The organism is Parageobacillus sp. G301, from assembly GCF_030268025.1.
In the GTDB taxonomy this organism is placed as follows: Bacteria; Bacillota; Bacilli; order Bacillales; family Anoxybacillaceae; genus Parageobacillus_B; species Parageobacillus_B toebii.
In genome coordinates this window covers 1,163,709-1,184,372 of record NZ_BSDB01000001.1, presented here as the reverse complement: position 1 = coordinate 1,184,372, position 20,664 = coordinate 1,163,709, and the positions used below count along the sequence as shown (strand labels likewise).

19 protein-coding genes are annotated in these 20,664 nt (G+C 46.9%); 18 read left to right on the top strand and 1 reads right to left on the bottom strand.

Going from position 1 to position 20,664, the window contains the following annotated elements; all coding sequences use genetic code 11:
* Positions 1–57 precede the first annotated feature (57 nt).
* From lspA to QSJ37_RS05900, 13 genes are all read left to right on the top strand, one after another.
* Positions 58–540 carry a signal peptidase II gene (gene lspA / locus QSJ37_RS05960; RefSeq protein WP_483313580.1) on the top strand — a complete coding sequence of 161 codons (483 nt, stop codon included), beginning with the start codon at positions 58–60 and terminating at the stop codon, positions 538–540.
* Positions 540–1,454 (top strand): RluA family pseudouridine synthase, encoded by a 915-nt coding sequence (locus tag QSJ37_RS05955; protein ID WP_285754323.1) that lies wholly within the window; start codon positions 540–542, stop codon positions 1,452–1,454. Before lspA ends, QSJ37_RS05955 begins: the two co-directional genes overlap by 1 nt.
* 193 nt (positions 1,455–1,647) lie before the next feature.
* On the top strand, positions 1,648–2,187 hold the full coding sequence (pyrR, locus tag QSJ37_RS05950) for a bifunctional pyr operon transcriptional regulator/uracil phosphoribosyltransferase PyrR (RefSeq protein WP_081189378.1): 540 nt from the start codon (positions 1,648–1,650) through the stop codon (positions 2,185–2,187).
* A gap of 136 nt (positions 2,188–2,323) precedes the next feature.
* Positions 2,324–3,628: a solute carrier family 23 protein gene (locus QSJ37_RS05945; protein ID WP_285754322.1), complete on the top strand. Its 1,305-nt coding sequence runs from the start codon at positions 2,324–2,326 to the stop codon at positions 3,626–3,628.
* Between the two features lie 177 nt (positions 3,629–3,805).
* Positions 3,806–4,735 (top strand): aspartate carbamoyltransferase catalytic subunit, encoded by a 930-nt coding sequence (locus QSJ37_RS05940; RefSeq protein WP_285754321.1) that lies wholly within the window; start codon positions 3,806–3,808, stop codon positions 4,733–4,735.
* On the top strand, positions 4,698–5,981 hold the full coding sequence (locus QSJ37_RS05935) for a dihydroorotase (RefSeq protein ID WP_285754320.1): 1,284 nt from the start codon (positions 4,698–4,700) through the stop codon (positions 5,979–5,981). Before QSJ37_RS05940 ends, QSJ37_RS05935 begins: the two co-directional genes overlap by 38 nt.
* Positions 5,982–7,076: a carbamoyl phosphate synthase small subunit gene (locus tag QSJ37_RS05930; protein ID WP_285754319.1), complete on the top strand. Its 1,095-nt coding sequence runs from the start codon at positions 5,982–5,984 to the stop codon at positions 7,074–7,076.
* A complete protein-coding gene (gene carB / locus QSJ37_RS05925) occupies positions 7,069–10,266 on the top strand; it encodes a carbamoyl-phosphate synthase large subunit (protein ID WP_285754318.1) in 3,198 nt (1,065 codons plus the stop codon). Before QSJ37_RS05930 ends, carB begins: the two co-directional genes overlap by 8 nt.
* Entirely contained in the window at positions 10,263–11,036 is a 774-nt protein-coding gene (locus QSJ37_RS05920; protein WP_285754317.1) for a dihydroorotate dehydrogenase electron transfer subunit, read from the top strand. Before carB ends, QSJ37_RS05920 begins: the two co-directional genes overlap by 4 nt.
* Entirely contained in the window at positions 11,033–11,974 is a 942-nt protein-coding gene (locus QSJ37_RS05915) for a dihydroorotate dehydrogenase (protein WP_285754316.1), read from the top strand. Before QSJ37_RS05920 ends, QSJ37_RS05915 begins: the two co-directional genes overlap by 4 nt.
* Complete coding sequence (pyrF, locus tag QSJ37_RS05910; protein WP_285754315.1) at positions 11,946–12,665, top strand: orotidine-5'-phosphate decarboxylase; 720 nt, start codon at positions 11,946–11,948, stop codon at positions 12,663–12,665. Before QSJ37_RS05915 ends, pyrF begins: the two co-directional genes overlap by 29 nt.
* The gene (gene pyrE / locus QSJ37_RS05905) at positions 12,662–13,285 is read left to right on the top strand and encodes an orotate phosphoribosyltransferase (RefSeq protein WP_285754314.1); all 624 of its coding nucleotides are present in this window, start codon (positions 12,662–12,664) and stop codon (positions 13,283–13,285) included. Before pyrF ends, pyrE begins: the two co-directional genes overlap by 4 nt.
* Positions 13,286–13,413: 128 nt before the next feature.
* Entirely contained in the window at positions 13,414–13,977 is a 564-nt protein-coding gene (locus QSJ37_RS05900) for a Uma2 family endonuclease (RefSeq protein ID WP_015863387.1), read from the top strand.
* 42 nt (positions 13,978–14,019) lie between these two features.
* On the opposite strand, the gene QSJ37_RS05895 is transcribed toward QSJ37_RS05900, so the two are convergent.
* The gene (locus QSJ37_RS05895) at positions 14,020–15,732 is read right to left on the bottom strand and encodes an Rqc2 family fibronectin-binding protein (RefSeq protein ID WP_285754313.1); all 1,713 of its coding nucleotides are present in this window, start codon (positions 15,730–15,732) and stop codon (positions 14,020–14,022) included.
* A 104-nt stretch (positions 15,733–15,836) separates the two neighbouring features.
* On the opposite strand from QSJ37_RS05895, the gene QSJ37_RS05890 reads away from it, so the two are divergent.
* The 5 genes from QSJ37_RS05890 to rpoZ all read left to right on the top strand — a co-directional run bounded on the left by QSJ37_RS05890 (position 15,837) and on the right by rpoZ (position 20,623).
* The gene (locus tag QSJ37_RS05890) at positions 15,837–18,509 is read left to right on the top strand and encodes a calcium-translocating P-type ATPase, SERCA-type (RefSeq protein WP_285754312.1); all 2,673 of its coding nucleotides are present in this window, start codon (positions 15,837–15,839) and stop codon (positions 18,507–18,509) included.
* A gap of 88 nt (positions 18,510–18,597) precedes the next feature.
* The gene (locus tag QSJ37_RS05885) at positions 18,598–19,473 is read left to right on the top strand and encodes a YicC/YloC family endoribonuclease (RefSeq protein ID WP_285754311.1); all 876 of its coding nucleotides are present in this window, start codon (positions 18,598–18,600) and stop codon (positions 19,471–19,473) included.
* A gap of 56 nt (positions 19,474–19,529) precedes the next feature.
* The gene (gene remA / locus QSJ37_RS05880) at positions 19,530–19,793 is read left to right on the top strand and encodes an extracellular matrix/biofilm regulator RemA (RefSeq protein ID WP_015863391.1); all 264 of its coding nucleotides are present in this window, start codon (positions 19,530–19,532) and stop codon (positions 19,791–19,793) included.
* Positions 19,794–19,807: 14 nt separating this feature from the next.
* A complete protein-coding gene (gene gmk / locus QSJ37_RS05875; protein ID WP_015863392.1) occupies positions 19,808–20,422 on the top strand; it encodes a guanylate kinase in 615 nt (204 codons plus the stop codon).
* Between the two features lie 3 nt (positions 20,423–20,425).
* Positions 20,426–20,623, top strand: a complete 198-nt coding sequence (rpoZ, locus tag QSJ37_RS05870) for a DNA-directed RNA polymerase subunit omega (RefSeq protein ID WP_015863393.1) — start codon at positions 20,426–20,428, stop codon at positions 20,621–20,623.
* Positions 20,624–20,664 lie beyond the last annotated feature (41 nt).

Here is a 20,664-nt window from a genome sequence, read left to right as displayed (position 1 = left end):
ATCATCCAATTGTCTATAATTGCCTGATTATGCTACAATGCATTAGGTATGATATACGTGAGTGGGGGGAATATGGTGATATACTATATCATTGCGCTGGCGGTCATCGCCATCGATCAGTGGACGAAATGGCTCGTTGTAAAATATATGCAGCTTGGTGAAAGTATTTCGATCATTCCAAACGTGCTTTATATCACCTCACATCGTAACCGCGGAGCGGCATGGGGTATTTTACAAGGGCAGTTTTGGCTGTTTTATTTGATTACCGTAATCGTTGTCATTGGGTTAGTCGTCTATATTCAGCGTTTGCCGCGCGGAGAGCGGTTGTTTGGAATTGCTTTGGGCCTTATGCTTGGGGGAGCGATCGGCAATTTTATTGACCGGGTTTTCCGCAAAGAAGTCGTTGACTTTATTCATACATACATTGGCACATATAGCTTTCCAGTGTTTAATATTGCTGATTCCGCACTTTGTATCGGTGTAGCGCTTGTCTTTATTAAAACGTTTTTTGCTGGAAAAACTGAAAAGGAGAATCGGTAATGGATGTTATTCAATTTCATATTGATGCGGAATACGACAATGAACGAATTGATAAAGTGATTGCAGCATTAAATGAAGAATGGTCCCGTTCCAAAGTGCAGCAATGGATAAAAGAGGGGCTTGTCACCGTTAACGATCAGCATATCAAAGCGAATTACAAGAGTTCAGCTGGCGATGTTGTCGTCGTTCGCCTTCCGGAACCGGAGCCGCTTCATGTCGAGCCGGAGAATATTCCGTTAGATATTTATTACGAGGATGCTGATGTTCTTGTTGTCAATAAACCGCGCGGCATGGTCGTTCACCCAGCACCAGGACATATGCGCGGCACGCTCGTAAACGCCTTGCTTGCACATTGCACCGATTTATCAGGCATTAACGGAGTGCTTCGTCCGGGTATTGTGCATCGCATTGATAAAGATACATCTGGATTATTGATGGTTGCCAAAAACGATATGGCTCATCAGTCACTTGTCGATCAACTTATGAAAAAAACAGTGACACGAAAATATAAAGCGATTGTTCATGGAGTGATTCCGCACGATTATGGCACAATTGACGCGCCGATCGGCCGTGATAAACGAGATCGTAAAAAAATGACGGTAACAGAAGAAAACGGAAAAGAGGCGGTCACTCATTTCCGTGTGTTAGAACGTTTTCGTCACTATACGTTTGTCGAATGCCAATTAGAAACAGGAAGAACCCATCAAATTCGCGTGCATATGAAATATATCGGCTATCCGTTAGCGGGCGATCCGCAATACGGGCCGAAAAAGACGCTGCCAATTGACGGGCAGGCTTTACATGCAGGAGTGCTCGGATTTACCCATCCGCGCACTGGAGAATATTTGGAGTTTGAGGCGCCACTTCCGCCTGAGTTTGAGCATCTTTTACAATTGTTGCGAAAAGGTGATTGACAACTAGACAAAGAAAACGTACAATAAGGTCAAATGAATAAGAACCTTTAAATTCAGTCCTGTGAGGCTGAGAAGGGATCGGATCAGTATCAATATGATAACGTACGTAAGGCGCAGTATGTCTTGTTCTGTACGCGTGAACGGTTCCTCTCGCTTCCTGGGCGGGAGGATTTTTTTATGGAGGTGAAATGGCATGCAAAAGGCAGTCGTATTAGACGAACAAGCGATTCGCCGCGCATTGACGCGGATTGCCCATGAAATTATCGAACGCAACAAAGGCATTGATGATTGTGTGCTTATCGGTATTAAAACGCGCGGCATTTATTTAGCGAAACGATTAGCGGAACGGATTGAACAAATTGAAGGAAAAGCAGTCCCTGTTGGTGAATTAGATATTACATTGTATCGCGATGATTTAACGGTAAAAACGATCGACCACGAGCCGCTCGTGAAAGGAACGGATGTACCGTTTGATGTGACGAATAAAAAAGTAATATTAGTGGATGATGTATTGTTTACCGGACGAACGGTGCGCGCGGCGATGGACGCGGTGATGGACCTTGGGCGCCCGGCACAAATTCAGCTTGCGGTGCTTGTCGATCGCGGCCATCGCGAACTGCCGATCCGCGCTGATTTCGTCGGCAAAAACATTCCAACATCAAGCTCCGAATTGATTGTTGTTGAGTTGACGGAAGTCGATGAACTGGACCAAGTCAGCATTCATGAAAAATAAAAGCAATCCCTTTTAAATGCAGTCCCGAGAGGCTGCAAAAGGGACGGAAAGATAGGCTCGGACTATCTCTGTACCCTCTTTGCACCCTCAAGGGCAAAGAGGTTTTTTTATGCAAAAGAAGAAAGGAGTTTTTACGATGAACAAACCTGTGTTAGATATTCAAGACAGGCCATCGCCGATGCAATGGTTAACCCTTAGTTTACAACATTTGTTCGCTATGTTCGGGGCGACGATTTTAGTGCCTTATTTAGTCGGATTAAGCCCGTCGATCGCACTCATTTCCAGCGGGCTCGGAACGTTTGCTTTTCTCATGATCACGAAATGGCAGGTTCCTGCATACCTCGGTTCATCGTTTGCTTTCATCGCTCCTATTATTGCAGCGAAAACATCGGGAGGGCCAGGAGCGGCGATGATCGGCAGTTTTCTGGCAGGACTTGTGTATGGCATTGTGGCGCTCGTCATTAAAAAGGCTGGCTACCGTTGGATTATGAAGCTATTGCCGCCAATTGTCGTCGGACCGGTGATCATTGTGATCGGTCTTGGATTGGCGAATACCGCCGTGAATATGGCGATGAACAACCTCGATGGAAAATACAGTTTCACGTACTTTTCGGTTGCGCTTGTCACGCTTGCGGCAACGATTGTTTGCTCGATTTTCTTGCGCGGCATGCTCAGTTTAGTCCCGGTGCTAGCAGGGATTATCGTTGGTTATGTATACGCGCTTATTGTCGGGGTTGTTGATTTCTCGAAAGTCGCGGAAGCAAAATGGTTTGAAATGCCGGATTTTCTCCTTCCATTTGTCGATTATCCAGTTCACATCACGTGGGACATTGTGCTGCTAATGGTGCCAGTCGCGATAGTGACGCTATCTGAACACATCGGGCACCAGCTTGTGTTAAGTAAAGTTGTCGGGCGCGATTTAATTCAAAAACCAGGTTTGCATCGCTCGATTTTAGGAGATGGTACTGCGACGATGATTTCTGCGCTTATCGGCGGACCGCCAAAAACAACGTACGGCGAGAACATCGGAGTATTGGCGATTACGCGGGTCTATAGCGTCTACGTGTTAGCGGGCGCGGCGATGATTGCGATTATCTTTGGATTTATCGGAAAGGTAACCGCGCTTATTAGCTCGATTCCAACCCCGGTGATGGGAGGCGTGTCGATCTTGTTGTTCGGAATTATCGCCTCTTCCGGCTTGCGCATGCTTGTCGATAGCCGCATCGATTTTGGAGACAAACGCAACTTAGTCATCTCTTCTGTTATCTTAGTCATTGGAATTGGCGGCGCGGTGTTAAAAGTGACAGAACAATTCCAAATTCAAGGTATGGCGCTTGCGGCAATTATTGGTGTCCTCTTAAACCTTATTTTACCGGGTCGCCCGGAAGTAAACGAAAATATGTTTGAAGTAAAAGAAAATAGTAACGATCATGTGGCATAACTGCACCTTTTAATTAAGTCCAGAGAGACTTAAAAGGGTGTTACGACGAGAAGGAAAAAGGTAGATCGTTGTCTGGAAAGACGAAAGTTGCTTTCTGGTCCCTTTTTGCGAACTGTGTAACACCCTGTCTCTAGGCAGGGTGTTTTTTATGAAAAATCAAGCAAAGGAGAGAAAACGATGGCACATTTGTTTACATTGTCTGAACTGTCCGTCACGGAAATTATCCGATTATTAGAGGATGCGGAGCAATTTAGAAAAGGACATTTTTGGCGTCCGCCTGAACCGATGTTTATCGCCAACTTGTTTTTTGAACCAAGTACACGGACAAAATGCAGTTTTGAAATGGCGGAACGGAAACTAGGGCTTCACGTGATTCCGTTTGATGCTGATATGTCGAGCGTACAAAAAGGAGAAACATTGTACGATACGGTCCGCACGCTTGAGGCGATCGGGGTAACCGCGCTTGTTATTCGTCATTCGCAAGATGCGTATTTTGAAGAGCTTCGTCATACGGTCCGCACTCCCATCATTAACGCTGGTGACGGCTGCGGGCATCATCCGACGCAATCGCTCTTAGATTTGCTCACCATCCGGCAGGAGTTTGGCACATTTGCCGGGCTGACTGTAGCAATCATCGGGGATATTCGTCACAGCCGCGTAGCCCGCTCCAATGCCGAAGTGCTGACAAGACTCGGAGCGAAGGTGTTATTTTCGAGTCCCGAAGAATGGAAAGATGAAGCAAACCCATATGGTACGTATGTAGATATTGATACAGCGGTAGCGGAGGCGGATGTCGTCATGCTGCTGCGCATCCAGCATGAACGGCATGCGGAAAAAATGGGGCTGACAAAAGAACAGTATCATGAGCGCTATGGACTGACGATAAAGCGGGCGAAAAAGATGAAAGCAAACAGCATTATTTTGCATCCGGCGCCAGTCAATCGCGATGTCGAAATTGAAAGCAGCCTTGTTGAATCGGAACGCTCGCGCATTTTTAAGCAAATGGAAAACGGCGTTTATGTGCGGATGGCTGTGTTAAAACGAGCAATCGAAGAAGGGAGAATGGCCAATGGCAATTATTTTGAAAAATGGCAAGTCGTTCAATAAAGATGGTGTGATCGAACGGACGGAACTAAAAATCGAAAATGGATTTATTACCGCAATCGGCTCTAAGCTTCACATTGAAGAAGCAGACGAAGTTATCGATGTACAAGGGAAGTTGATATCAGCCGGATTTATCGATTTGCATGTTCACCTGCGCGAACCGGGCGGCGAAGCGAAAGAAACGATTGCCACCGGAACGCTGGCGGCAGCCAAAGGCGGTTTTACCACAGTGGCGGCAATGCCGAATACACGACCAGTGCCGGATACGAAAGAACAAATGGAATGGCTTTGCAAGCGAATCCGCGAAACGGCTTATGTCCATGTGCTTCCATATGCGGCCATTACGGTCGGCCAGCAAGGAACAGAGCTGACCGACTTTGCCGCATTAAAAGAAGCGGGTGCGTTTGCGTTTACCGATGACGGAGTAGGTGTGCAGTCCGCCGGCATGATGTATGAGGCGATGAAGCGGGCTGCTGCACTGGATATGGCGATTGTCGCCCATTGCGAAGATAACACGTTAACGAATCACGGTGTGGTGCATGATGGCGAATTTGCGCACCGCTACGGGCTATATGGAATTCCATCCGTATGCGAATCGGTACATATCGCACGTGATGTGCTATTAGCGGAAGCAACAGGATGTCACTACCATGTGTGCCATATTAGCACGAAAGAATCGGTCCGCGTTGTCCGCGATGCAAAACGGGCAGGAATTCGCGTCACCGCGGAAGTGACGCCGCATCATCTTCTTTTATGCGATGAAGATATTCCAGGCCCTGACGCGAATTATAAGATGAATCCGCCGCTTCGCAGCAAAGAAGACCGCGAGGCGTTAATCGAGGGGCTGCTTGATGGCACGATCGACTTTATCGCAACCGACCATGCCCCGCATACGGAAGCGGAAAAGCAAAAAGGAATCAATGCCGCCCCGTTTGGCATTGTCGGTTTGGAAACGGCGTTTCCGCTCCTTTATACCCACTTGGTCGAAACGAACATATTGACACTTAAGCAGCTGATTGATTTGCTGACGGTGAAGCCGGCTAAATGCTTCGGCTTGCCGCTTGGAAAGCTTGCTGTCGGCGAGAGGGCGGATATTACGATTATAGATTTAGAGACCGAAGAAGTAATTGATCCACAGACGTTTGTATCCAAAGGGAAAAATACTCCATTTACCGGTTGGAAATGTAAGGGTTGGCCGGTGATGACGTTTGTCGGCGGAAAACTAGTTTGGCAGAAAGGGAGAGAATAAATGAAACGGCAGCTTGTGTTAGAAGACGGTACGTTTTTTATCGGCGACGCGTTTGGCAGCACGGAAAAAATGGTCGGAGAAGTGGTGTTTAACACGGGTATGACCGGTTATCAAGAAATTTTAACCGATCCTTCTTATTGCGGACAAATTGTAACAATGACGTATCCGCTCATCGGCAATTATGGCATTAATCGCGATGATTTTGAATCGATTGAACCGCATGTTCATGGCTTCATTGTTAAAGAAGTATGCGACTCACCATCCAATTGGCGAAACGAAATGACGCTCGATCAGTATTTAAAAGAAAAACGGATCCCGGGGTTATCAGGAATCGATACGCGAAAATTAACGCGGATCATTCGAAAATATGGCACGCTCAAAGGAATGATCTGCGATTTAGATGCAAGCGTGCAAGAGGTTGTCGAATACTTGAAAACAACGGAACTGCCGAGAGATCAAGTGAAGCGCGTCTCGACAAAAAGCCCGTATCCAAGCCCGGGGCGAGGTTATCGCGTTGTCCTCGTTGATTTCGGCATGAAACATGGCATTTTGCGCGAATTAAATAAACGAAATTGCGATGTGATTGTGCTTCCATATAACGCGGCCGCGGAAGATGTATTGCGTTTGCACCCGGACGGAGTAATGTTATCAAACGGTCCTGGAGACCCGAAAGATGTGTCGGAAGCGATCGAAATGATTCGCGGCATTCTCGGCAAAGTGCCGCTCTTTGGCATCTGTCTCGGCCATCAGCTGTTCGCGCTTGCCTGCGGCGCCGATACGGAAAAAATGAAATTTGGCCATCGCGGCTCAAACCATCCAGTGAAGCATTTGGCGACGGGAAAAGTAGCGATCACTTCGCAAAATCACGGCTATACCGTCAAAGAAGAATCGTTGCACAATACAAGATTAGAAGTAACACACATCGCTTTAAACGACGGCACGATAGAAGGATTGCGCCATCTTGATTATCCGGCGTTTACGGTGCAATATCATCCGGAAGCATCACCTGGTCCTGAGGACGCCAACTCGTTATTTGATGAGTTTATCGCGATGATTCGCGAGTTTAAAAAGAAAGGGGAAATCGTCCATGCCTAAACGCCAAGATATTAAAACGATTTTAGTGATCGGTTCAGGCCCGATTGTCATCGGCCAGGCAGCGGAGTTTGATTATGCGGGCACACAGGCGTGCTTAGCGCTAAAGGAAGAAGGGTATAAAGTCATTTTAGTAAACTCCAATCCAGCAACGATTATGACCGATACCGAAATTGCCGACAAAGTATATATGGAGCCGCTCACGTTTGAATTTCTTGCGCGCATCATTCGCAAAGAACGTCCGGACGCGATTTTGCCGACGCTTGGCGGGCAAACGGGACTAAACTTGGCGGTGGAACTGGCAAAAGCCGGAGTGCTGGAAGAATGCGGTGTTGAAATTTTAGGAACAAAATTAGAGGCAATCGAAAAAGCAGAAGACCGCGAGCAATTCCGCGCCCTGATGAACGAACTCGGCGAACCCGTTCCGGAAAGTGAAATTATTCATAGCTTGGAAGAAGCATACGCTTTCGTCGAAAAGGTCGGCTATCCGGTCATCGTCCGCCCGGCGTTTACGCTCGGCGGCACCGGCGGCGGCATTTGCACGAATGAGGAAGAATTGATTGATATCGTTTCTACTGGGTTAAAACTAAGTCCTGTTCATCAATGTTTGTTGGAAAAAAGCATCGCCGGCTATAAAGAGATTGAGTATGAAGTGATGCGCGATGCCAACGATAACGCGATCGTCGTCTGTAACATGGAAAATATCGATCCGGTCGGCATTCATACCGGCGATTCGATCGTCGTCGCCCCAAGCCAGACGCTAAGCGACCGTGAATATCAATTGCTGCGCAACGCGTCGCTAAGAATCATTCGCGCCCTTGGCATCGAAGGCGGCTGCAACGTGCAGCTGGCGCTCGATCCGCATAGCTTCCATTACTACGTTATTGAAGTCAACCCGCGCGTCAGCCGCTCATCGGCGTTAGCGTCAAAAGCGACGGGCTATCCGATCGCCAAGCTTGCTGCAAAAATTGCCGTTGGCTTAACGTTAGATGAAATCATTAATCCGGTGACAGGAAAAACGTACGCCTGTTTTGAACCAACGCTCGATTACGTCGTGACGAAAATTCCGCGCTTTCCGTTCGATAAATTCGAATCAGCCAACCGCCGTCTTGGCACGCAAATGAAAGCCACAGGCGAAGTGATGGCGATCGGACGGACGATAGAAGAGTCACTGTTAAAAGCGGTTCGCTCCCTTGAGACGAACGTCTACCATCTCGAACTTAAAGATGCCGAAAATGTATCGGATGAGTTAATCGAAAAGCGGATTCGCAAAGCGGGAGATGAACGCCTCTTCTATATTGCCGAGGCGCTTCGCCGCGGTTTTACTGTCGAGCAAATTCACGAGTGGAGCCAAATTGACCGATTTTTCTTAACCAAAATCGAAAACATCGTCCGCTTTGAAAACGTTGTTCGTGACTATAAGGGAGATATCGAAGTACTGCGAAAAGCGAAAGAAATGGGCTTTTCCGATGTAGCCATCGCCAAGCTTTGGAACAAGAGTGAGCGCGATGTATATGAGATGCGCAAACAAGCAGGAATCATTCCTGTATATAAAATGGTGGATACATGCGCGGCGGAATTTGAATCAGAAACGCCGTATTACTACAGCACGTACGAAGACGAAAACGAATCGGTCGTCACCGACCGAGAAAGCGTCGTTGTGCTCGGCTCAGGACCAATTCGCATCGGGCAAGGGATTGAATTCGATTATGCGACCGTTCATTCGGTCTGGGCGATTAAAGAAGCGGGCTATGAGGCGATTATTATCAACAACAATCCGGAAACGGTGTCCACCGACTTCAGCATATCGGACAAATTATATTTCGAGCCGTTAACCATTGAAGATGTGATGCATGTCATTGATTTAGAAAAGCCGATCGGGGTTATCGTACAATTCGGCGGCCAGACGGCAATCAACTTGGCGGCCGAATTAGCGGCGCGCGGCGTCCGCATTTTAGGAACGTCGCTTGAGGACTTAGACCGCGCCGAAGACCGTGACAAATTTGAACAAACGTTATCGGAGCTAGGCATTCCGCAACCGCAAGGAAAAACGGCATTTTCCGTCGGGGAAGCGGTGCGGATTGCTGAGGAAATCGGCTATCCGGTGCTTGTTCGTCCATCATACGTTCTGGGCGGGCGCGCAATGGAAATCGTGTATCAAGAAGAAGAGCTATTGCACTACATGGAGCATGCCGTCAAAGTAAACCCGCAGCATCCGGTTCTCATCGATCGTTATTTAATCGGAAAAGAAATCGAGGTGGATGCGATTTCTGACGGAGAAACGGTGTTTATCCCGGGAATTATGGAACATATCGAACGGGCGGGCGTGCATTCCGGCGACTCAATTGCCGTTTATCCGCCGCAAACGTTAACGGAGGACATCAAGCAAAAAATCGTCGATTACACGATTAAACTGGCAAGAGGATTGCACATTGTTGGATTATTGAATATCCAATTTGTTATGTATCAAGGCGAAGTGTACGTGCTGGAAGTAAATCCGCGTTCAAGCCGCACGGTGCCGTTTTTAAGCAAAATTACCAATGTACCGATGGCGAATATCGCGACGAAAGTCATTTTAGGAGCGAAACTCACGGAACTTGGCTATGAAACAGGTTTGAAACAAGAAAGCGAAGGAGTATACGTGAAAGCGCCGGTCTTCTCATTTGCCAAACTGCGCAACGTTGATATTTCGCTCGGTCCGGAAATGAAATCAACCGGCGAAGTGATCGGCAAAGACGTGACATTTGAGAAAGCGTTATATAAAGGATTAGTTGCTTCGGGAATCCATATTCGTCCATACGGAGCTGTCCTATTGACGATTGCCGATAAAGATAAAGAAGATGCGATTGAACTTGCGAGACGTTTCTATCAAATTGGCTATCAGCTACTTGCGACAAACGGCACGGCGGAAGCGTTAAAAGCAGCGGACATTCCGGTAACCATCGTCAATAAAATCCATTCCGCATCGCCGAACATTTTAGATGTGATTCGTCAAGGGAAGGCGCAAGTTGTCATCAACACGCTTACAAAAGGAAAACAGCCGGAAAGCGATGGATTCCGCATTCGCCGTGAAGCGGTCGAAAACGGCATTCCATGCTTAACATCGCTGGATACGGCGAAGGCGATGCTTCAAGTCATCGAATCGATGACGTTTTCGACAACGGCGATGACACAAGGGATGGTGCGTGCATGATGAAACAAGAACAGATGAGGGTTGTCCGTCACAAGCCGATTGCAAAAAACATTTACGAACTAACGTTAAGCGGCCATTTAGTTGAGGAAATGAATGCACCAGGCCAATTTGTCCATGTGAAAGTGACTTCGCAAGCGGACCCGCTCCTGCGCCGTCCGCTTAGCCTTTGCCGCATCGATCAAGATGCGAGGGAATGTACGCTCATTTATCGGAAAGAAGGAATTGGCACGACATTGCTTTCGGAAAAACGGCCTGGGGAAACAATCGACGTGCTCGGCCCGCTCGGAAACGGATTTCCACTCGATGCCGTAGAGAAAGGACAGCGCGCGCTTTTTGTCGGCGGCGGCATCGGTGTTCCTCCGCTTTACGAATTAGCGAAACAACTTGTCAAAAAAGGAGTTATCGTCACAAGCGTGCTCGGCTTTCAAACGAAAGAGGTCGTCTTTTATGAACGGGAGTTTGCAGAGTTCGGGGAAACGTATATCGCCACTGTCGATGGCTCTCACGGAACGAAAGGATTTGTCACCGATGTCATCCATGAGCGGGCGATTTCGTTCGACGTCTTGTACGCGTGCGGGCCGAAACCGATGTTAAAGGCACTAGAACAAATGTTTCCAGATAAAGAAGTATATCTTTCATTAGAAGAGCGGATGGGTTGCGGCATCGGCGCGTGTTTTGCCTGCGTCTGCCGTGTTCCTGGCAGTAAAACGGCGTATAAAAAAGTATGCAGCGACGGTCCTGTGTTTAAAGCCGGGGAGGTGGTGTTATGAACCGTTTAGCGGTCGAACTGCCTGGGCTTTCGCTTAAAAATCCGATTATGCCGGCGTCAGGATGTTTCGGATTTGGCCGCGAATACGCGCAATTTTATGACTTAAGCAAGCTTGGCGCGATTATGATCAAAGCGACAACAAAAGAACCTCGCTTTGGCAATCCGACGCCAAGAGTGGCGGAAACGCCAAGTGGAATGCTAAACGCCATCGGTTTGCAAAACCCAGGCTTAGAAAAAGTAATGGAAGAAGAACTGCCGTGGCTTGCGCAATTTGATGTTCCGATTATCGCGAATGTGGCTGGCTCGACGATGGAGGAATATGTAGAGGTTGCCAAACATATTTCCAAAGCGCCAAATGTTCGCGCGCTCGAGCTCAATATTTCCTGTCCAAATGTCAAAAAAGGCGGCATTGCGTTTGGCACCGTTCCGGAAATTGCCGCAGAACTCACGAAGCTCGTGAAAGAAGTGTCCGAAGTGCCTGTCTATGTCAAACTTTCGCCAAACGTCACCAATATTGTCGAAATGGCGAAAGCGATTGAAGCGGCGGGAGCGGACGGACTAACGATGATTAATACACTTCTTGGCATGCGCATCGATGTGAAAACTGCAAAGCCGATTTTGGCGAACCGAACCGGGGGATTATCGGGACCGGCGATTAAGCCGATTGCGATCCGCATGATTTACGAAGTAAGCCAAGCCGTTTCGATTCCGATTATCGGCATGGGCGGCGTTCAATCTGCCGAAGATGTCATTGAGTTTTTCTATGCCGGCGCCAGCGCCGTCGCAATTGGGACGGCGAATTTTATCGACCCGTTCGTCTGCCCGAACATTATTGACAAACTGCCGGCGCTTTTGGACGAGCTTGGCATCGACCACATTTCCGAATGCACGGGAAGGAGCTGGAAAAAAGGTGAACGATCCGTTTATTGTGGCGCTTGATTTTTCATCGAGCAAGGAAGTACGAACATTTTTACAACCATTTTCTCATACATCGCTATTTGTCAAAGTGGGAATGGAATTATACTATCAAGAAGGCCCCGCGATCATTCATTGCTTAAAAGAACAAGGACATCGGATTTTCCTTGATTTAAAGCTGCATGATATTCCGAATACGGTCAAACGCGCCATGCAGGGATTGGCCCGTTTAGAGGTCGATTTAGTCAACGTCCATGCCGCCGGTGGAACGCGGATGATGGAAGCGGCGCTCGAAGGATTAGAAGCGGGAACGCCAAACGGAGCGCGCCGTCCATATTGCATCGCCGTCACGCAACTGACGAGCACAAGCGAGCAAATGCTGCATAACGAACTTTGGATCGGCCGGACAATGGAAGAAACGGTGCTTCATTACGCGGCACTGGCGAAACAAAGCGGGCTTGACGGGGTCGTCTGCTCGGCGAAAGAAGTGCCGCTTATCCGCAAACATTGCGGAGAAGCCTTTTTGACCGTTACCCCAGGCATTCGCTTTGCCGATGACGAAAAAAATGATCAAGTCCGCGTCGTCACCCCATATGAAGCAAAAAAACTCGGCGCAAGCTTTATCGTCATCGGTAGAAGCATTACCCGCGCAGAAAATCCAATTGCAGCTTACAAGCGTTTGCAACAGGAATGGAAGGGAGAAGAGAAGAAATGAAAAAAGAAATCGCTGCACATTTGCTTGAAATTGGTGCGGTATCGCTAGAGCCGCAAGAACCGTTTACCTGGTCGTCCGGATTGAAATCGCCGATTTATTGCGATAACCGTCTTACACTTGCGTATCCGAACGTACGAAACGCGATCGCCGATGGGCTCACTAAGCTGATCCGCGCACATTTTTCAGACGTCGAAGCAATCGCCGGAACCGCCACAGCCGGCATTCCACATGCAGCATGGGTGAGCGAACGTCTAAACTTACCGATGTGCTACGTGCGCAGCCAAGCAAAAGGCCACGGAAAAGGAAAGCAGATTGAAGGAAAAGTCGACAAGGGGCAAAAGGTCGTTGTCGTTGAGGACTTAATTTCTACAGGCGGAAGCTCTTTGAATGCCGGTCGCGCATTGCGGGAAGCAGGCTGCCAAGTACTTGGCATCGTCGCCATTTTTACGTATGGACTCGAAAAAGCAAAACGGGCATTTGCGGAAAATAACGTAGAAGTGTATACACTGACGGATTACGACACACTTATTAAAACCGCAGTCGAACTGGGCGTCGTGACAGAACAAGACCTCGCCACTTTGAGAAAATGGCGGGAAAACCCGGAAGAGTGGGGAAAATAAAATGGATGCGAGTAAGAGAGCGCACAGCGGAATGCGCTCTTTTTTTCATGATCCCGCTCCGCTCTTTTGCTCAAGGTGAGCAGGTAATATAATAGAAGTATATATAAGAGAGGAAAAGAGGGATTATGATGTCCTTACCGCGATTTTCCAACGTTTCGTATGAAGAATATTTAGCGCTGCGGGAGAAAAGCGAAGACCGCTTGGAATATATTGACGGCGTCGTGTATATGACTCCTTCCCCAAGCATTAAACATCAGCTTGTTTCGAGCAATATTCATACGCAGTTCGGAATTTATTTGAAAGGGAAAAAGTGCAAAGTATTTGCCGCGCCGACAGACATTGAGTTAGTTAGCGAGAAGTTTCCTGATCGAAAAGTGGTCATTCCCGACCTTAGCATTATTTGTGGTGAAAAAGGGTTTACCGAGACGAAATATGTCGGTGTTCCTACACTGATTGTGGAAATATTAAGCCCTTCCAATCAGGCGCATGATTTAGTGACAAAGTTTAACTTATATATGGCCTACGGTGTGAAAGAATATTGGATTGTGAATCCGATGAAGGACGCGATTACGGTTTATACGTTAAATGAGGAAGGATTATATGAACAAGCCGATATTAAAGCAGGGACGGGCGTTGTCCAATCGGTTTGTTTTCTGGGGTTGGCATTAAATCTCGAAGAAATATTCACATAAAGAAATACCTCCCAACACGAAGCGTGGGAGGTATTTGTTATGTTATTGCTTTTTCATTCGAATCACCAAATCCTCATCCGGCGTAACGTAAATCGTCTGCTGGTTTTCGTAAATCACGAAACCCGGCTTGGCTCCGCTCGGTTTTTTCACATAGCGGATGCGCGTGTAGTCGACGGGAACGGAGCTCGATTGGCGCGCTTTGCTGAAATAGGCGGCGAGGTTGGCAGCTTCGATGATCGTTTGTTCCGACGGGTTTTTGCTGCGAATGACGACGTGTGAGCCGGGAATGTCTTTTGTATGCAGCCAAATCTCGTCTTTATGCGCTAGTTTTGTCGTTAAATAATCGTTTTGCTTGTTGTTTTTCCCAACTAGAATTTCCGTGCCGTCGCTTGCGACGTAGCGATCCAGCTCGATCTTTCGCGGTTTTTGCTTTTTCGTTTGTTTGGTGGCGCGCGCCCGCAAATATCCTTGTTCGATCAACTCCTCGCGAATTTCCTCGACATCTTTCGGCGCAGCGGTTTCCAGCTGCTGGAGAAGCGTATTGAAATAAGCGATTTCTTCGTTCGTGCGCTTAATTTGTTCTTGGACGACGTTTAACGAGTTTTTCGCTTTTTGGTATTTTTGAAAATAGCTTTGCGCGTTTTTCGACGGCGATTTTTGCGGATCGAGCGGAATCGTCACCGTCGCGCCGTTTTCGTCGTAATAGTTGATCACTTCGATTTCTTTCATTCCCCGCTCGATAGCGTACAGGTTAGCGGTTAACAGTTCCCCGTAAAGCCGATATTGTTCTGCTTGTTTTGCCTCCTCTAATGTTTGTTTCAGCTTGATCAGCTTTTTTTCATTTTTCGCTTTTTCGTTCACAATAAACCGCTCGAGATCGTGAGCTTGCTGTTTCACGCGGTCGCGTTCAGCCTTGCCAAAGTAGAAACGGTCCAATAGTTCGCTTGGCGTGGCAAACGCTTTTGCTTCTGCCTGCAAGTGGGTAAGCGGAAGCACGTAAAACCATTCTTTTTCGCCATTCGTGTACATCGCCGGCGCAAAGCGATGGGCGCGCACTTCATCCATCAACGAGATAAAGCTTTTTGGAAGTGTTGCCCGATTCGCGAGCCCGGCGCGAAAAACGATTTCTTTTGCTAAGAGCGGCGAAATGCCCGAAAATGCAGCAACGAGCTGCTCCGCTAATTTCCCCGCCTGAAAATCAATTTTTTTCAAGACTGTTTCTTCGGTTGCTTCAAGCGGATTTATTTTCCCATGCGATGGCGGTGCGATGTACTCATGGCCAGGAAGCACCGTACGATACCGGTTGACGGCAGGGGAGAGGTGTTTAATGCTGTCGATAATCGTGTTTGTATCTTTGTCGATCAAAATAATGTTGCTATGCCGTCCCATAATTTCGATGATGAGCTGTCTGGTATGGATATCGCCAATCTCGTTTCTCCCTTTTGTCTCAATAGTGATGATGCGGTCGAAATCGACTTGGCGGATCGCTTCGATGATGCTTCCTTCTAAATGTTTGCGCAAAAGCATACAAAACATCGGCGGTTCTGCCGGATTGTCATACGTCTCATTTGTTAAATGAACGCGCGCATAGCTCGGATGCGCAGACAGCAGCAATTTATAATTTCGCCCGTACGAGCGGATTTGCAATACGAGTTCGTGGGCAAACGGCTGATGAATTTTCGTGATGCGCCCTCCTTCAAGCGCTTGTTGCAACTCTTTTGTTATTGCGTATGTAAATACTCCGTCAAATGCCATGGAAAAACACCTTTCTGCTCATTTTTTACATTAATATCATATCATTTTTTTGGACATGTCTGAATAAGCTTTCATAGAGAAGCGAAGAGGAGGGAGAAACGTCGATGCAATGGCATACGCTCGCATCCAATGAAGTCGCGAAGGAAACGAACACAAACATCGCTACAGGATTAACGACAGAAGAAGCGAAAAAGCGTCTGAAACGGTTCGGATATAACGAATTAAAAGAAGCGAAAAAACAGTCGGCGCTTTTGTTGTTTTTGAATCAGTTTAAAGATTTTATGGTGCTTGTGTTGCTGGTTGCTACCGTTATTTCGGGACTGCTAGGCGAATATGTCGATGCGGTTGCCATCATTGTTATTGTCATCATGAACGGGTTTTTAGGATTTTTCCAAGAACGGCGTGCCGAGAAATCATTAGAGGCGCTGAAACAACTATCGGCACCGCAGGCGACGGTATTGCGCGATGGGGAATGGATGAAAATTCCATCGCAAGAACTTGTTGTCGGCGATATTATCAAATTTTCAAGCGGAGACCGAATCGGAGCCGATGTTCGCTTAATTGATGCAAAAGGGCTGGAAATCGAAGAATCGGCGCTAACGGGTGAGTCGGTGCCAACGGCGAAATCAGCCGCACCGCTTATGAACGAAAATGCTGCGATCGGTGACTTACATAATATGGCTTTCATGGGCACCCTTGTAACAAGAGGAAGCGGCGTTGGCATTGTGATTGCAACGGGAATGAAAACGGCGATGGGACAAATTGCGAATCTGCTTCAAGAAGCGGAAACGGTGATGACTCCGTTGCAGCGCAGGCTCGAGCAACTTGGGAAAATTTTAATTGCTGTTGCCCTGCTGCTTACAATTCTCGTTGTCGCAGTCGGTGTCATTCAAGGGCACGACTTATATGAAATGTTTTTAGCAGGTGTTTCGCTAGCGGTCGCCGCGATCCCAGAAGGATTGCCAGCGATTGTAACGATTGCGCTCGCGCTTGGTGTGCAGCGGATGATTAAGAAAAACGCGATTGTCCGCAAATTACCGGCTGTGGAAACGCTAGGATGCGCTTCTGTCATTTGTTCCGACAAAACGGGAACAATGACGGAAAACATGATGACGGTGACGCATATTTGGGCAAGCGGGAAAAACTTTTCAGTCAGCGGTACAGGGCTTGAAACATCCGGGCAATTTTATGAAAACGGCCATCCTGTTGATCTAAGAAAGGATACAGTCTTACATCAATTGCTTACGTTTGGAGTGCTTTGCAATAGTTCACAATTAAGAGAAAAAGAAAAACGTCGTTACATTGACGGCGATCCGACCGAAGGCGCTTTGCTTGTCGCCGCGATGAAGGCGGGATTGACGAAAGAACGCATCGAAAACGAATTTACCGTGGAGCAAGAATTTCCGTTTGATTCGGAACGGAAAATGATGACGGTCATTGTGAAAGATAAAGCAGGCAAACGATTCATTGTGACAAAAGGGGCCCCAGACGTATTGTTGCAAGTGAGTAAGCAAATTTGGTGGAACGGCCGTGAGCAAATGATGACAACGGCATGGAGAAAGACTGTAAAAGATGTCATCCATCAAATGGCGAGCCAAGCGCTCCGCACGATTGCGATTGCTTATCGCCCGCTTCAAGCTTATGAGCGAATTACTTCAGAAAAAGAGGCCGAGAAAAATCTCGTGTTTATCGGAATTCAAGGAATGATCGATCCGCCGCGCCCAGAAGTGAAAAAAGCGGTGCAGCAGTGCAAGGAAGCGGGCATTAAAACAATCATGATCACTGGTGATCATGTGCTTACCGCCAAAGCGATTGCCAAGCAGCTTGGGGTGCTGCCGCCGAACGGAAAAGTAATGGACGGCCCAACGTTGTCGCGGCTTTCGGTAGATGAACTTGAAGAAGTGGTCGATGATATTTATGTATTTGCCCGCGTTTCTCCGGAACATAAATTAAAAATTGTAAAAGCATTGCAACGGCGAGGGCATATTGTATCGATGACGGGCGACGGCGTGAACGACGCCCCGGCAATTAAGGCGGCCGATATAGGTGTGGCGATGGGACGGTCCGGAACGGATGTTGCGAAAGAAGCGGCTTCGCTTGTGTTATTAGATGATAATTTCGCAACGATTCAAGCGGCGATTCAAGAAGGAAGAAATATTTACGAAAACATTCGCAAATTTATCCGCTATTTGTTAGCATCCAATGTTGGAGAAATTTTAGTCATGTTGTTTGCGATGCTGCTTGCTTTGCCTCTTCCGCTTGTGCCGATTCAAATTTTATGGGTGAACCTCGTTACCGACGGCCTTCCGGCGATGGCGTTAGGGATTGACCGCGCCGAAGAAAATGTAATGAAACGTCCGCCGCGCCATCCGAAAGAAGGGGTGTTTGCTCGCGGACTTGGCTGGAAAATTGTCAGCCGCGGCTTTGCCATCGGAATGGTGACGTTGGCAGCGTTTATGACCGCGTATGAACGAAGCGGGCATGAGCTTGTTTATGCACAGACGGTGGCGTTTGCGACGTTAGTGTTGGCGCAGCTTATTCATGTATTCGACTGCCGGTGCGAACGCTCGATTTTTGACCGCAATCCGTTTGAAAATATATACCTTGTTGGAGCAGTCATCATATCAATATTGTTATTGCTTATCGTGATTTACTATCCACCGCTGCAGGGAATTTTTCATACCGTGCCGATCGCTTCGTTTGATTGGCTGCTCATTATTGGTTTAGCGGCGCTTCCAACATTTTTGTTTTCCGGTTCGCTTTTTACGAGAAAATAAAAAAGAGATATGATATAATATCCAAGGTGATAGAGGATCACTCTATGACCTTTTCTTTTTTGGATTTCACACAAACGGATGTGATGACATGGTTTATAGCATGACAGGCTTTGGACGCAGCACGAAAAAGAATGAACAGCTAAGCATTACCGTGGAAATGAAGTCAGTGAACCATCGCTTTTGTGAAATTTTCATCCGCATTCCTAGACAATGGATTGTTTTTGAGGATAAAATAAAAAAAGCAATTTTGCAGTACGTGAAACGAGGAAAAATCGAAGTTTTTGTCAATATCGAAGGCGATGGATTAGTGAAGCGAAAATTACATATTGATTGGGATTTAATGAAGGAGTATTATAATAGTTTGCAAAGAGCGAATGAGCAATTTTCTTTGCATGATCGTGTGACACTTTCCCACTTATTTCAGCTCGAAGGTGTTGCGGAAATTATTGAAGAAGAAACCGACAATGAGGAAATGGAGCAACTGTTACTTGCAGCAGTCAAAGAGGCAGCAGAGCAACTTGCATTTATGCGTAAGCAGGAAGGTGAGGCGCTCCTTGTTGATATAAAAACGCAGCTTTCTAGTATTGAAAAAAGTGTGCAAGCGATTGAGGAGTGGGCTCCTTGCGTCATTGATCATTATCGCGAGCGGTTAATGAAACGTATCAATGAGCTTGTTCCACTTCCTGCCGATGAGTCACGCATTTTAACAGAGGTGGCGATTTTCGCGGAAAAAGCGGATATTAACGAAGAGCTAAAGCGGATTCGCAGCCACCTTAAGCAAGTTGCCGCAACGCTCGAAAAAGACGAACCAATCGGTCGAAAGCTTGACTTTTTAGTACAAGAGTTAAACCGGGAAGTGAATACGATCGGGGCAAAGGCGAACGATAGCCGAATTGCTGCGCAAGTAGTAGAGATGAAAAGCGCGCTCGAAAAGATGAAAGAGCAAGTGCAAAATATCGAGTAATCGTTTAGAACTGTCCAATTGCGGCAACAATAATTTTTATGGCAGGTGGGCATTTCGTGGGGATAAAATTTATTAATATCGGATATGGAAATATGGTATCAGCCGCTCGCATTATTACGATTGTCAGCCCCGATTCAGCACCAATTAAACGAATTATTCAAGATGCGAGAGAAAGCGGAAAATTAGTTGATGCCACTCATGGAAGGAGAACACGGGCTGTCATTATTATGGACAGCGATCATGTCATATTATCTTCCGTTCAACCGGAAACAGTAGCCAATCGTTTATATGGAAGCGATGATTTATCGGAGGAAGGGTAGGGTTTTATATATCTATGAGTGAAAGAGGATTATTGATTGTGTTGTCTGGACCGTCTGGCGTTGGAAAAGGAACGGTGCGAAAAGCATTGTTTTCCCAGCCGGATATTAATTTGCATTATTCCGTTTCCGTAACGACAAGGAAACCGCGGGAAGGAGAAGTCGATGGTGTCGATTACTTCTTTAAAACGCGCGAAGAATTTGAGCAAATGATTCGTGAAAACAAATTGCTTGAGTGGGCAGAATACGTTGGCAATTACTATGGAACTCCAATTGATTATGTGGAAAAAACGTTGCAAGAAGGAAAAGATGTGTTCTTGGAAATTGAAGTGCAAGGGGCGCTTCAAGTGCGCAAAGTGTTTCCGGAAGGTCTTTTTATCTTCCTTGCCCCTCCAAGTTTAAGCGAATTGGAAAAGCGAATTATAGCGCGCGGTACAGAGTCAGAAGAGCTCATTCAAAATCGTTTGAAAGCAGCAAAAGAAGAACTTGAAATGATGGATGCTTACGATTATGTCGTGGAAAACGATAAAGTCGAGCTCGCGTGCGAGCGGATTAAAGCGATCGTGATTGCTGAACATTGCCGACGAGAACGTGTGGCAAAACGCTATAAAAAAATGTTGGGGGTGGAATAAAACATGTTATATCCTTCCATCGATCTATTGATGCAAAAGGTCGATTCGAAATATAAGCTTGTTACGGTTGCAGCGAAACGCGCTCGTCAACTTCAGGAAAATGAAGAATTAACCATTAAAAATCCGGTGTCGAAAAAATTTGTTGGGCAAGCTTTAGAGGAAATTGCTGCGGACCATATCGAATTAGTAGAAGAAAAATAACAACCTAGCTGTTAGGTTGTTATTTTTTTACAAAAGTATAG